This is a genomic window from Rhodococcus yananensis (assembly GCF_020515525.1).
GTDB lineage: Bacteria > Actinomycetota > Actinomycetes > Mycobacteriales > Mycobacteriaceae > Rhodococcus > Rhodococcus yananensis.
The window spans coordinates 1-13,183 of sequence record NZ_JAIYEP010000052.1 but is presented as its reverse complement, the minus strand read 5'-3'; the positions used below and the strand labels follow the sequence as shown (position 1 = coordinate 13,183).

Here is a 13,183-nt window from a genome sequence, read left to right as displayed (position 1 = left end):
ACCATCGACGAGGAGTCCACGTGGCCGAACGAACACGCAGTGGTGCACGCGCGCGCACGTCCCCACCGGCCGGGTCCGCGCCGCCTGTGCGCAAGCGTCCCAAGAATCGCAAGGCGCAGATCGCTACCGTGGCGGCCGAGGCATTCAGCGAACGCGGCTACCACGGGGTGAGCATCGAGGACATCGCAAAGGCCGTCGGTATCTCCGGGCCCGCCCTCTACCGGCACTTCCCGAACAAGTACGCATTGTTCGTCCAGGCCGTCAATCAGCTCGCCGACGCGCTCGATGCGGCGCTGTCGCAGTTCGACGACGACATCCCCGACGACGGAGCCGCCGCGATCCTCGACAATCGGCTGACCGCCACGATCGGCATGACCATCGACAACCGGCGAACGGGCGGACTGTACCGATGGGAGCGCCGGTATCTGTCGGATGACGACCAGGCGAAGGTCCGCGGCAAGATGGCGGTCATCAACCGTCGTCTCGCCCAGACTCTGAGGGAGTTGCGCCCGGGGCTCACCGCCACCGACGCCGCGCTGCTCGCGACGGCGCAGCTCAGCGTGATCGGGTCGATCACCACGCATCGCGTGCCGCTGGCCACCCGACGTCTGCAGACTCTGCTGCTCGACGCCTGCCGCTCCGTCGCGGCGACCTCACTGGTTCCCGACGAGCCCGCCGCCGCACCGACGGAGCGCACCGGTATCGCGGTGGCGAACAAGCGTGAGGTGCTGTTGCACGAGGCCGTTCTGCTGTTCGACGCCCGCGGTTATCACGAGGTGAGCATCGAGGAGATCGGTGCGGCAGCCGAGATCAACGCGTCCGGCGTGTATCGGCACTTCGCGAGCAAGGCAGATCTACTGGCCGCCGCGTTCCACCGGGCAGGCGACCGGGTCGCCCTGGCCGTGTCCTCTGCGCTCGCCGACTCCTCCACTCCCGCACAGGCACTCGAGCATCTCACCGAGGTGTACGTGGAGTTGTCGTTCGCGCAGAACGCGTTGATGTCGGTGTACTTCGCGGAGATCGGGAACCTCCCCGCAGCCCATCGCAGCGATCTGCGCAACATCCAGCGGCTCAACATCGAGGAGTGGGCTCGGTTGGTCGCCGACCTGCGCACCGACCTCACGCCCGTCGAGTGCCGCATCCTGGTGCACGCCGCCCTGAACCTGGTACTCGACGTCGGGGAGATGACGCGGTTCCGCAACAGTGCATCCAACCGCCGCCGCACGGTGGATCTGATGCTTGCAGTCCTCCTCGGTGACGCTGCGACGCGTCGCGACTCCGAAGCGTCGGCGGCGTCCACCGGGACGCGCACATGACCCCGTTCCGCAGCACCCGGACGGCGCGACCGACGTCTTCTTTCCCGCCGACGACATCGCCCGGCAGGTCGGACGGCTGACCGATGGCGGCGCCGATCACGCTGTCGAATCCGTCGGTTCCGAAGCCGTGATCCGGCAGGCACCATCGTCGCTGACCAACCCGGGAATCTGTGCGACACTGGGCCTTCGAAGTGGGCGAAACCCCATCAGCGTCGACCAGACGCATCTGCTCGACGGGCGCACCCTCACCGGCGTGATCGAAGGTGACATCGACCCTCACGAATTCCTACCGGACCTGGCCGCGCACTGGATGGCGGGGCGCTTTCCCGTCGAACGGCTCGTGCAGACCTTCCCCTTCGAGAAGATCGACGACGCGTTCGCGGCGGTCACCGCCGGCGACGTCGTCAAGGCGGTACTCACCTTCGACAACCAGGAGAACTGATGGACTTCGCGGCCACCTTCACCGACCTACGTGCCCGAACCGGCCGTATCGACCCACGTGAACTCGACGCACTGTGGTCGCAGTTGCCCCCGGCGGAGATCGCTGATCTCGTCGGATATCGCTGGAGGGGGTTCGGTTTCGACACCGGACACCGCACATCCCGGCTGCTCGAGCACGCCCGCTGGTACGGGAAGGAGTTCACCTCCGCGGCCTCGGTACAGCCTTTGATCTGCCGCCGGGAGAACGGAGATCTGTTCTCCGACACCGTGACCGGTCGGGGTGAGGCGAGTCTGTGGGAGGTTGCGTTCCGCGGTGAGACGACGGAGACGATGGTGTACGACGGGATGCCGGTCCTCGATCACTTCAAGATGGTCGACGCCGACACCCTGCTCGGTGTGATGAACGGCAAGGGCGGGCTCGTGTTCGACGACGGCGAGCACTACTGGTTCGGGCTCGAGCGCGACACCGCAGTGTGATCGGGATACCACGCCCGGCCCGACGGCTCAGATCAGGTGTCGGTGCGCGGCCATCCGACGACGCATGTCGTGCAGGTAGTAGGTGGCCGACAGCTGACGGATCCGACGCGGAACCCGCCGATAGATCGGCGGAAACACCTTCCAGAACCGATCGAAACGACGCTGCTGACGGGAACTCCACGGCAGCGCGAACTCGTCGCGCAGCCGCGGCGGGAGGAGTCCGATCGTGAGGAAACGCTGCAGCGGCATGAGCATTCGCACCGGCAACGGCGAGTCGCCGCCGTAGAGCAGGCCGCGGGTGAAGGCGCGGACCTTCGCGTCGACCTCGAAGGTCGCGATCTTCTCGTCCCAGTAGCGGTCGAATTCCTCCCGGGTGGCCGGCCACATGCCCTCCTTGACCTGCAGCGCGGTTCCGTACACGGCGGACTGCCGGTAGATGCGCTCACGATCCGCATCCGGGAGCGCGCCGAACACGCGCTCGTACATATCCACTCCGTTGCGATACAACGTTGCCGCAACCCACAGTTGGAGTTCGGGGTCGAACGCGTTGTAGGTGTCGGATCGAACCGGAACGTGCGCCTTGTTGACCATCCGCACGATCGCGGTGCGTTCCTCGGAAGTCCCGAGGGTCACGGCGTAGACGTAGGTCATGGTCGTGCGCAACCGGTCGAGGGGTCGCTGCAGAGTGGTGCTGTGGTCGGCAACGCCGTGTCCCGTACCGGGATCGGCGAGTTGGAGGAGCACCGTGACGCCCGCACCGAGCAACAGCATCGATTCACCCACGAAATCGGAGAGGTCCACTCCGACAGATGGAATCGGAGCGGTATCCGCCGTCCCCGCGGTCGTGGTGAGCCGTTCGTCGGTCGAGGTCACGATGTCCGCCTCCTGCGGCGAAAGTAGGGATGATGCACCGTGGTCAAAATTGTGCACGCCCGTACTCAGATAGGCAAGGGGTCCTCCGACCCTAGAAGGGGTACTCGCCGCTCTCGACGCGTTCCCGATACTCGAGCAGGCGCGCCGACGCATCGTCGAACTGCGCGAGAGTCTGCGCGATCACCTCGTCGCGGTCACCGCTACGCATGGCCCGGACGAGACGATCATGCGAGTTCACCGCCTGCACACCCCATCCCGGATCCTGTGCGTAGAGCCGATAGGGCAGGACCCGGGCGGCGATGTTCAGGAACCACGCGAGCTTCGGACTCCGCGCGATCAGATTGAGTTCACGATGGAAGTCGTACTCGGCATCCGCGATGCGTTCGACGTCGGGCGTCGTCCCGTGCGGAACGGATACGAGAGTCCGCAATCTGTCGTTGAATTCGGCGAGTCTGTCGAGGTCCGCGGGTTCTGCCCGGTCGAAGGCACGCTGCGCCAGTTCGACAGCGATCCGACTCTGCAACCAGAAGATGTCACCGATGTCGTCGATGCCCATCGGCGACACCCGGTAGCCACGATTGGGTGCGGACTCGACCATGCCCTCCCCTCGGAGCGTGAGCAGAGCCTCACGAACCGGTGTCACGCTGACGCCGAGTTCCACTGCGGTCTCGTCCAATCGGATCGAATCCCCCGAACGCAGTTCACCGGACATGATCGCGGAACGCAGGTGGGCGGCCACTTCGTCCGAGAGTTGCCGGCGGCGACGCATCCGTGAGGATCCGACTGCGCGCGTACCACCGTCGGCCTTGTCGGAACCGGGACTGCGGGTCGATGTGGCCATCGTTTCTCCTGACGATCCGTCGGACTCGGCCGCAGGGCTTGTCCGTTCGGTACGGGGGGCCTAGTGTGAGCCCCACTACAGCTATCACATCACATATATTTGATGTGATCCGTCAGGAAAGCGTCGAACATGACACAGAAATCGAGCACGACGGACTCCCCGGACTCACAGTCCTCCCCCGACCCGCAGTCTCCCGCCGCCGCAGCGACGTTCGCGAGTCTCGATCCCCGGACCGGCGACGTGATCGCCGAGTACCCGATCGCCGACGAATCCGCCGTCGCCGAGGCAGTCGACCGCGCGCGCATCGCGGCGCGTTGGTGGGATGCACAGGGATTCCGCGGACGTCGCGAATGGCTTCTCGAGTTCAAGAAGGCCGTCGCACGCGGAGCGACATCGCTCGCAAGCGTCGTCTCCCGAGAGACGGGCAAGCCCTACGGTGACGCGTTCCTCGAGGTGATGCTCGCCGTCGAGCATCTCGACTGGGCCGCGAAGAACGCGAAGCAGGTCCTGAAGGCCCGCAGAGTTCCGTCCGGCGTGGCGAGCATCAACCAGGCCGCTTCGCTCGAGTACCGGCCGCTGGGGGTCGTCGGTGTCATCGGACCGTGGAACTATCCGGTGTACACCCCGATGGGGTCGATCTCGTACGCGCTCGCCGCCGGGAACGCCGTCGTCTTCAAGCCCAGCGAGCTGACGCCGGGAGTCGGGAAGTGGCTCGAGGAGACGTGGAACTCGATCGCGCCGTCCCAGCCCGTGTTCCAGGTCGTCACGGGTCTCGGCGAGACCGGATCCGCGCTCGCCCGCACGGGTGTCGACAAGATCGCGTTCACCGGTTCCGGACCCACCGCCCGCAAGGTGATGGCGGTCTGCGCCGAATCGCTCACCCCGCTCGTCGCCGAGTGCGGCGGCAAGGACGCGATGATCGTCGCGGCCGACGCCGATCTCGACAAGGCTGCGGACTTCGCGGCGTTCGGTGCGTTCGGCAACGCCGGACAGACGTGCGCGGGCGTCGAACGCATCTACGTCGTGGAATCCGTCCATCAGGAGTTCCTCGACAGGCTGACGACGCTCGTCTCGCGTGCGAAGCCGGGCGGAACGGACGACTCCACGTACGGCCCGATGACGCTGCCCAGGCAGATCGACATCGTCCGCAGTCACATCGACGACGCTCTCGCAGGCGGTGCTACCGCCGTGATGGGCGGCCCCGACTCGGTCGGCGACCGCATCATCGAACCGGTGATCCTGACGAACGTGCCCGAGACCTCGCGCGCGGTGTGCGAGGAGACGTTCGGCCCGACCGTCGTCGTCAACAAGGTGCGCGACCTCGACGAGGCCGTCGACCGCGCCAACGGCACGAACTACGGCCTCGGCGCTTCGATCTTCACCCGCGACAAGGCGAAGGGCCGCGAACTGGCCGCACGTCTGTGCACCGGCATGGTGTCGGTCAACTCGGTGCTCGGTTTCGCCGGCATCCCGTCGCTGCCGTTCGGCGGCATCGGAGAATCCGGATTCGGTCGCATCCACGGAGCCGACGGACTGCGCGAGTTCAGCAGACCCAAGTCCGTGACCGTCGAGAGGTTCCGTTCCCCACTGAAGCTGATGAGCCTCGAACGTCCGCAACGCGACCTGGACCTGTCCGCCAGGATGCTGAAGCTCATGCACGGAAGGTAGGCCGATGACCACCACTGGCCCGCGCGTCCAGCGCAGCCGCAAACCCGCTGTCGCGGCGGCACCCGACGCGCGGATCGAGAAGGCCGGAGTCTTCCCGCCACCGAATCGCGATCCGCACGCGAAGTGGGGGCGCCGCGGTTGGGTGAAGGTGATCGACGGACTCGATCCGGAGACACACCACCAGGACATCCTGCGGATCACTGCCGGGTACGAGTTTCCGTGGGACTACCAGCGGTCGCTCGAGTTCGCACTGTTCCGGACGTACTGTGTCCCGTCGATCTCCGCGCTACTGGCCCGCACCGGCGAGTTCGAGAAGCGCCCCCAGAAACGCTACGACGACACCGCCCTGCTCATGGCCGAACTCGTCGAGCACGGCTACGACGCAGAACGCGGACGCGAGTCGCTGCGCAACATCAACCGGATGCACGGGAAGTACTCCATCGACAACGACGACATGCTGTACGTGCTGTCGACGTTCGTGTACGACCCGCTGGACTGGATCGACCGCTACGGGTGGCGCCGCCTGCACCCGAACGAGCGACTCGCCTCGTTCCACTTCTACCGCCAGGTCGGTATCCGGATGGGCATCAAGGACATCCCGTCGTCGTTCCAGGAGTTCCACCGGTTCAAACTCGACTACGAGCGGAAACACTTCGGGTACAGCGACGACAACCGCGCGATCGGCACATACACCGTCGAGCTGATGAAGTCCTGGTATCCGGCGATAGTCGGACCCGCGGTGGAGAAGGTGGTGTACTCCCTCATCGACGAACGGATGCGGCAGGCGTTCGGGTTCCCCGACGGATCGGCGCGGATGCGGGCGGTGTCCGAGGGGGCGCTGCGGGCGCGATCGGCGTTCGTGCGGTTGCTGCCGAAACGACGTGTGTCGTTGTCCGCGGGCAACGCGACCAACCGCACCTATCCCGGCTACCCGCTGGGATACCGCCCCGGCGATCTCGGCGTCGAGCACTGACGCCGTCGACGGATGAGGCCCGGTCGGATCGGTTCCGGCCGGGCCTTCGCACGGGAGCGCCCGATCCGCCGCGGCGGGTCAGATCGCCGCGCTCCGCGAGCGACGCGACTCGCTGCGGGAGGGAAGCGCGAACGCCGACCCGAAGACGATCACCGCGCACACACCGCACACCAGATAGACCGTGACGAAGCCGGACGAGGTGATCCCACCGGCGACTGTGTGGGCGGCGAGCACCGAGGCGACGACCGCGCTGCACATGGTGCTGCCGACGGTGCGGAGCAGGACGTTGACGCCGTTCGCCGCGGCGTTCTGGTCGAGCGGGACGGCACCCAGGAGCAGGATCGGCAACGTGCAGTACACGAAGGTCGTGCCGATCGCGGCGACGAAGATGGCGGTGACGACGAGCCACAGCGGCTTGTCGGGCACCGCGTGGACGCTGTATCCGGCGACGAGGAACGACGCCCCGATCATGATGGCGGTCTTGGGTCCGAATCGGTCCGAGACCCGGGCCGCGACGATCGCGAAGATCATCATCGCGAAGCTCGCCGGCAACTGGCAGAGCGCGGCCTGCAGGATCGTCAGCCCGTAGCCGGCGCCGTGCTCCGGGGAGGCCTGGAGCAACTGGGTGGTGATGAGCGTGTTGCCGTAGAACGCGAAGCCGACCAGCAGTGCCGACAGGTGCGGTGCGAGCACCGAGCGCCGGGCCGACACCCGCAGGTCGACGAGCGGGTTGCGGTTGCGCAGCTGCTGGAATCCCCACAGGACGAACAGCAGGACCGCGCATCCCAGCATCGTGATGACCGCGGGGGACGTCCATCCCCACGTGCTGCCCTGTGTGATCGGCACGAGCAGGCAGATCAATGCGCCGGTGAGCCCCGCGGCGCCGGTGACGTCGAACCGTCCTCCCGTCCGGGTCCGAGACAGCGGCACCACGAACGCGGCCGCGACCGTGACACCCGCGCCGATGGCGGTGGTGACCCAGAACAGCAGGTGCCAGTCGGCGAACTCCACGATGGCCGCGGCGAACGGGATACCCACGGCGGTACCGATTCCGAGCGTGGAACTCAGGATCGCGATGGACCGGTCGACCCGGTCGCGCGGCATGACCTCGCGGAGGATGGCCATGCCGATGGGCAGGACCGCGGCACCGGCGCCCTGCAGGCCACGGGCGACGATGAGCAGCGCGATGTTCGAGGTCAGCGCACACATCAGCGACCCCACCGTCATCAGTCCGAACGCGATGAGCAGCATCTGCTTCTTGCCGATCATGTCGGCGAGGCGCCCGAAGATCGGGGTCATGACGGCGCCGACCAGCAGGGTGGTGGTCACCAGCCACGACACCGCGGTCGGGCCGGAACCGGTGAATCGCGGGAGGCTCGGCAGCAACGGCACCATGACCGTCTGCATGATCGCCTGGAAGATCGCTCCGACGGCGAGCACCGGAAAGACGAAGTGGGACAGGTCCTGACGGCGGGTGGTTCGTGTTCGCGGCGCCGTGGTCACCGAACGGTTCGGTCCCTGCAGCGGCAGGCGGAGGGGAAACGATATGGTCAACGACCCTCCCTCCGAGAATGGTAAATGGCTGTTCACCACTGTAGGTGAACAGCCATTTACCAAGCAACCGGAGTGGCCTGCGTCTCAGTCGCGCGGGTCGTCGGGGACCGGCCCGTCGAGCAGTTCCTGAACGAGCGGCGCATACGCCGCCACGACTTCCTCGACCGAGCCTGCGGCCCGGTCCTGCATCATCCGGCGACGCATGAACGCCAGCCCCAGGAGCATCGACATCACCAGTTCCGCGCGCATCCGCGCGTCACGCCCCGGCATCAACCCGACCAGCGTGTCGATCATCTGCGACGAGTAGTTCTCCCGCAGCTTGCGGCTGCTCTCCTCGCTCGCACCACTCATGAACAGGATCGTCATCGACAGCGGCTTGTGCGGCGCCGACATGCGCGCGAAGATCGTGACCATCCGCTCCGCCAACGTCTCGTACGGTCCCTCGAACAGGATCTTCGCGGCCGCGTTGAAGTCGACGAGTTCGTCGTAGAGTTGCTCCTTCGAACCGAAGTACTTGATGATCAGCGGCGCGCTGACGCCCGCATCCTCGGCGATGTCCTTGAGCGTGATCTCCCGATACGGCCGCGTCGCGAACGCCACCCCCGCCGCATCGAGGATCAGACGTCGCGTCTCCTCGGCCGTCCGCCGGCGCCGCTCCGGTGCCGCACCCCCACCGGTCACATCGTCCTCCTGCCGGACAACGCGCGCCCCAGCGTCAACTCGTCGGCGAACTCGAGATCGCCGCCCATCGGCAGACCCGATGCGAGCCGCGTCACCGTGAGCCCCGGAAAGTCCCGGAGCATCCGCACCAGATACGTCGCCGTCGCCTCCCCCTCGGTGTTCGGGTCGGTCGCGATGATGACCTCGCCGACGTCGACACCGTCCTCCTGGTTCCCGATCCTCGTGAGAAGTTCACGAATACGCAGCTGATCGGGTCCGATCCCGTTGAGCGGGTCGAGCGCACCCCCGAGCACGTGGTACCGGCCCCGGAACTCCCGGGTCCGCTCGATCGCCTGGACGTCCTTCGGTTCCTCCACGACACACACGACGGTGCGGTCGCGACGCGAATCCGAACAGATCCGGCAACGCACCTGGTCGGACACCGTCCCGCAGACCTCACAGAACTGCACGCCGTCGCGGATCTTCTGCAACGCCGCCTGCAGCCTGTCGATCTCCGGAGGCTCCACGGACAGCAGGTGGAACGCGATCCGTTGAGCGCTCTTCGGTCCGACACCGGGCAACTTGCCCAGTTCGTCGATCAGATCCTGAACCGGCCCCTCGTACACGCCGCGCCTCTAGAAGCCGGGTAGCCCGGGGATACCGCCGCCGAGCCCACCGGCCAGAGGACCCAGCTTGTCGGCGGCGATCTCCTGAGCCTTCGCCGACGCATCGGCGATGGCACCGACCACCAGGTCCTGAAGGGTCTCGACGTCCTCGGGGTCGACGACCTTCGGATCGATCCGCACCGCGACCACCTCACCGGTGCCCTTGACGGTCGCGGTGACCAGCCCACCACCGGCCTGGCCGGTGACCTCGGCCGCGGCCATTTCGTTCTGCGCCGCCATCAGCTGCTGCTGCATCTGCTGGGCCTGCGCGAGGAGTTGCTGCATGTCGGGCATACCACCGGGTTGCACGGACACGTCCTTTCTGCGATGTCGTCTGTCAGGGTAGTCGCCGGTGGTCGCGCTCAGTCCAGCTCGCTCTTCAGGTTCGCGAGCACCTGCTGCTGGATCTTGCGCAGGCCGATCGGAGCGAACGTCTTCTCGAAGAATCCGCCGATACCTCCCGCACCGTTCCACTGCGTCAACGTCACCACCGTCGACCCCGTACCGTTCGGCACGACGCTCCACGTCGTGACGAGCGACGAGTTCGCGTCCGTCTCCGTGATGGTGCTCCCGGACACCGACACCGTCGCCTGCACGTCGCGCTGACGCTTCTCCGTGGCCTGCAGAATCCAGTGCACCACCGTGCCGTCGCCGCGGCCGCCCGAGACGACCCGGTAGTCGCGGTACTGCTCCGACAGGATCCGAGGACGCACCGTCTCGTAGTCGGCGAGCGCCTCGAGCACCTTCTCCGGTGCCGCCGCCAACTGGATCGAGCTGCTTGCACTCACCTGTGCCACTGTGACTTCCTCCGTGTGGATCGGGCCCGCTACCGAGCCGTGGGTATAGCGTGGGTCGAACGACCTGTCCGACGATGTACATCCTGCCCGTCCGGTCCCCGGACGGGCGCGCCGCTCCGGTCTATTGTGTGTGTCACCACTGCTGCGCTGCTACAGGGGAGTCGAATGCTGAGATCGACACGAGTCGCCGGCCCACACGGCCCGGCAGTACATCGGGAAGGCGTCGAACGCCTGCTGCGCTCGTATCACGCCATTCCCGCCGATGCGCCCGTGCGACTGGCGAAGAAGACATCGAACCTGTTCCGGGCACGCACGAAGATCGACGCCCCCGGACTCGACGTGTCGGGGCTCACCGGTGTCGTCTCCGTCGACCCCGACCGGCGCACCGCCGACGTCGCCGGCATGTGCACCTACGAGGACCTCGTCGACGTGACGCTGCGGTACGGGCTCGCGCCGTACGTCGTTCCGCAACTCAAGACCATCACCCTCGGTGGCGCCGTCACCGGACTCGGCATCGAGTCGACGTCGTTCCGCAACGGCCTCCCCCACGAGTCGGTACTCGAGATGGACATCCTCACCGGATCCGGTGAGATCGTCACCGCGACACCCGACGGTGAGAACGCAGACCTGTTCCGCGGCTTCCCCAACTCGTACGGCTCGCTCGGTTACGCCACCCGGTTGCGGATCCGGCTCGAACCGGTCGAGAAGTTCGTGGCGTTGCGTCACCTGCGATTCGACTCGCTCGACGCCTTGCAGGATGCCCTCGAACGAATCTCCACCGAACGGGTCCACGCGGGTGCGCCCGTCGACTACCTCGACGGCGTCGTGTTCTCCGCCGCGGAGAGCTACCTGATACTGGGCACACGAACCGGCGAACCCGGTCCCGTCAGCGACTACACCGGAAACGAGATCTTCTACCGCTCCGTCCAGCACAGCTCCGTCAACCATCCCAAGACCGATCGTCTGACGATCCGCGACTACCTGTGGCGCTGGGACACCGACTGGTTCTGGTGCTCCCGGGCATTCGGGGCGCAGAACCCGACGATCCGGCGCTGGTGGCCGAAACGACTGCTGCGCAGCAGCTTCTACTGGAAGCTCATCGCCCTGGACCACAAGTACGACATCGCCGACCGCATCGAGGCCCGCAAGGGCAATCCTCCGCGAGAACGCGTCGTCCAGGACGTCGAAGTGCCCATCGAACGGACCGCCGAATTCATGCGGTGGTTCCTCGACGAGATCCCGATCGAACCGGTGTGGTTGTGCCCGCTGCGATTGCGCGACAACGGCGCCTCGGTGGACGCCCAGCGCCCCTGGCCGCTGTACCCCCTCGAACCGAAACGCACCTACGTCAACATCGGGTTCTGGTCGTCGGTGCCGGTCGTCGCCGGCGAGATCGAAGGCGCCACCAACCGCACCATCGAGAGCAAGGTCGCCGAACTCGACGGCCACAAGTCGCTCTACTCCGATTCGTTCTACACCCGCGACGAATTCGAACGGCTCTACTACGGCGGTGGCGAATACACCGCGTTGAAACAACGATACGATCCCAGGTCCCGACTGCTGGACCTCTACTCGAAGGCGGTGCAACGGAGTTGACCACATTCAAGGCGGAGTCGGCCTCACGTGATCGGTCCCGGGAAGAGAAACTGTCCCTCGCCCGCATCGTCGAGATCGTCACCGGTGGCGACATGCCGCTCCGGTTCACCGCATACGACGGATCCACCGCCGGCCCCGAGGATTCCCCCTTCGGGCTGCACCTCGCGAACCAGCGGGGTGCGACGTACATCGCGACGGCACCCGGCGACCTGGGTATGGCCCGGGCCTACATCTCGGGTGACCTCGAGGCGCAGGGAGTGCATCCCGGCGACCCGTATCCGCTGCTGAAGTCGCTGGGCGACCTACACTTCGAGCGACCACCGGCCCGCACACTCGCGCAGATCGCACGGTCGCTGGGCAAGGACGCCTTCATCCCGGTCGCGCCGCCGCCGCAGGAACACCTGCCCCGCTGGCGCCGTATCGCCGAGGGACTGCGCCATTCCAAGAACCGCGACGCCGAGGTGATCCACCACCACTACGACGTGTCGAACACGTTCTACGAGTACGTGCTGGGTCCGTCGATGACGTACACCTGCGCGTGCTACGAGTCGGAGAATCAGAGCCTCGAGGACGCGCAGGAGAACAAGTACCGGCTCGTCTTCGAGAAACTGCGACTGCAACCGGGTGATCGTCTCCTCGATATCGGTTGCGGCTGGGGTGGGATGGTGCGGTACGCCGCTCGTCGCGGAGTCAAGGCGATCGGCGTGACCCTGTCGAAGGAACAGGCCCAGTGGGCGCAGAACGCGATCGTCGAGGAAGGACTGGCCGACCTCGCACAGGTGCGTCACTCCGACTACCGCGACGTGCCCGAGACCGGGTTCGATGCGATCTCGTCGATCGGGCTGACCGAGCACATCGGCGTGCAGAACTATCCGGACTACTTCCGGTTCCTGCGCGACAAGCTGCGTGTCGGTGGGTTGCTGCTCAATCACTGCATCACGCGGCCCCACAACCGCGGTCGGGTGAAGGCCGGCGGGTTCATCGACCGGTACATCTTCCCCGACGGTGAACTGACCGGATCGGGCCGGATCATCAGCGAGGTCCAGAACATCGGCCTCGAGGTGCTGCACGAGGAGAACCTGCGCGAGCACTACGCGCTCACGCTCGCGGGATGGTGCGAGAACCTCGCAAAAAACTGGGACGCATGCCTGAAGGAGGTCGACGAGGGCACCGCGCGCACGTGGGGGCTCTACATGGCGGGGTCGCGACTCGGCTTCGAGCGCAACATCGTCCAACTGCACCAGGTCCTCGCCGTCAAACTCGGGCCGGACCGGCTCCCGCAGGTGCCGCTGCGCCCCTGGTGGGTCGCGTAGACGCACCCG

Annotated in this window: 14 protein-coding genes; 7 read left to right on the top strand and 7 right to left on the bottom strand. The window is 66.4% G+C overall.

Features of this window, described 5'->3' with window-relative positions; genetic code table 11:
• Positions 1 to 20: 20 nt before the first annotated feature.
• The 3 genes from LDQ05_RS13470 to LDQ05_RS13460 are packed head-to-tail and all read left to right on the top strand — an operon-like array spanning position 21 to position 2,234.
• Positions 21 to 1,316, top strand: coding sequence for a TetR/AcrR family transcriptional regulator (locus LDQ05_RS13470; RefSeq protein ID WP_226437470.1), 1,296 nt, complete (start codon positions 21 to 23; stop codon positions 1,314 to 1,316).
• Positions 1,255 to 1,758 carry a zinc-binding dehydrogenase gene (locus LDQ05_RS13465; RefSeq protein WP_226437469.1) on the top strand — a complete coding sequence of 168 codons (504 nt, stop codon included), beginning with the start codon at positions 1,255 to 1,257 and terminating at the stop codon, positions 1,756 to 1,758. Before LDQ05_RS13470 ends, LDQ05_RS13465 begins: the two co-directional genes overlap by 62 nt.
• On the top strand, positions 1,758 to 2,234 hold the full coding sequence (locus tag LDQ05_RS13460; RefSeq protein ID WP_226437468.1) for a DUF4334 domain-containing protein: 477 nt from the start codon (positions 1,758 to 1,760) through the stop codon (positions 2,232 to 2,234). The genes LDQ05_RS13465 and LDQ05_RS13460 overlap by 1 nt, the downstream gene beginning before the upstream one ends.
• A gap of 27 nt (positions 2,235 to 2,261) precedes the next feature.
• Here LDQ05_RS13460 and LDQ05_RS13455 read toward each other — a convergent pair whose 3' ends face one another.
• Together LDQ05_RS13455 and LDQ05_RS13450 are read right to left on the bottom strand one after the other, a co-directional pair.
• Positions 2,262 to 3,107: an oxygenase MpaB family protein gene (locus tag LDQ05_RS13455; protein WP_226437467.1), complete on the bottom strand. Its 846-nt coding sequence runs from the start codon at positions 3,105 to 3,107 to the stop codon at positions 2,262 to 2,264.
• Positions 3,108 to 3,198: 91 nt separating this feature from the next.
• Complete coding sequence (locus LDQ05_RS13450; protein WP_226437490.1) at positions 3,199 to 3,876, bottom strand: GntR family transcriptional regulator; 678 nt, start codon at positions 3,874 to 3,876, stop codon at positions 3,199 to 3,201.
• Positions 3,877 to 4,077: 201 nt separating this feature from the next.
• Between LDQ05_RS13450 and LDQ05_RS13445 the strand changes: the two genes are divergently transcribed.
• Both LDQ05_RS13445 and LDQ05_RS13440 read left to right on the top strand, forming a co-directional pair.
• Complete coding sequence (locus tag LDQ05_RS13445) at positions 4,078 to 5,616, top strand: aldehyde dehydrogenase family protein (RefSeq protein ID WP_226437466.1); 1,539 nt, start codon at positions 4,078 to 4,080, stop codon at positions 5,614 to 5,616.
• Positions 5,617 to 5,620: 4 nt separating this feature from the next.
• Complete coding sequence (locus LDQ05_RS13440) at positions 5,621 to 6,589, top strand: oxygenase MpaB family protein (RefSeq protein ID WP_226437465.1); 969 nt, start codon at positions 5,621 to 5,623, stop codon at positions 6,587 to 6,589.
• 78 nt (positions 6,590 to 6,667) lie between these two features.
• Here LDQ05_RS13440 and LDQ05_RS13435 read toward each other — a convergent pair whose 3' ends face one another.
• The 5 genes from LDQ05_RS13435 to LDQ05_RS13415 form a co-directional block, all read right to left on the bottom strand.
• The gene (locus tag LDQ05_RS13435) at positions 6,668 to 8,092 is read right to left on the bottom strand and encodes an MFS transporter (RefSeq protein ID WP_226437464.1); all 1,425 of its coding nucleotides are present in this window, start codon (positions 8,090 to 8,092) and stop codon (positions 6,668 to 6,670) included.
• A gap of 135 nt (positions 8,093 to 8,227) precedes the next feature.
• Positions 8,228 to 8,824: a TetR/AcrR family transcriptional regulator gene (locus LDQ05_RS13430; protein ID WP_226437463.1), complete on the bottom strand. Its 597-nt coding sequence runs from the start codon at positions 8,822 to 8,824 to the stop codon at positions 8,228 to 8,230.
• Positions 8,821 to 9,429, bottom strand: a complete 609-nt coding sequence (gene recR, locus LDQ05_RS13425) for a recombination mediator RecR (RefSeq protein ID WP_226437462.1) — start codon at positions 9,427 to 9,429, stop codon at positions 8,821 to 8,823. The genes LDQ05_RS13430 and recR overlap by 4 nt, the downstream gene beginning before the upstream one ends.
• Before the next feature lie 9 nt (positions 9,430 to 9,438).
• Positions 9,439 to 9,777, bottom strand: a complete 339-nt coding sequence (locus tag LDQ05_RS13420; RefSeq protein ID WP_435278371.1) for a YbaB/EbfC family nucleoid-associated protein — start codon at positions 9,775 to 9,777, stop codon at positions 9,439 to 9,441.
• A gap of 53 nt (positions 9,778 to 9,830) precedes the next feature.
• Positions 9,831 to 10,265 carry an SRPBCC family protein gene (locus tag LDQ05_RS13415; protein WP_226437461.1) on the bottom strand — a complete coding sequence of 145 codons (435 nt, stop codon included), beginning with the start codon at positions 10,263 to 10,265 and terminating at the stop codon, positions 9,831 to 9,833.
• Positions 10,266 to 10,430: 165 nt separating this feature from the next.
• On the opposite strand from LDQ05_RS13415, the gene LDQ05_RS13410 reads away from it, so the two are divergent.
• Both LDQ05_RS13410 and LDQ05_RS13405 read left to right on the top strand, forming a co-directional pair.
• Complete coding sequence (locus LDQ05_RS13410) at positions 10,431 to 11,861, top strand: FAD-binding oxidoreductase (RefSeq protein ID WP_226437460.1); 1,431 nt, start codon at positions 10,431 to 10,433, stop codon at positions 11,859 to 11,861.
• Complete coding sequence (locus LDQ05_RS13405; RefSeq protein ID WP_226437459.1) at positions 11,858 to 13,174, top strand: class I SAM-dependent methyltransferase; 1,317 nt, start codon at positions 11,858 to 11,860, stop codon at positions 13,172 to 13,174. Before LDQ05_RS13410 ends, LDQ05_RS13405 begins: the two co-directional genes overlap by 4 nt.
• Positions 13,175 to 13,183 lie beyond the last annotated feature (9 nt).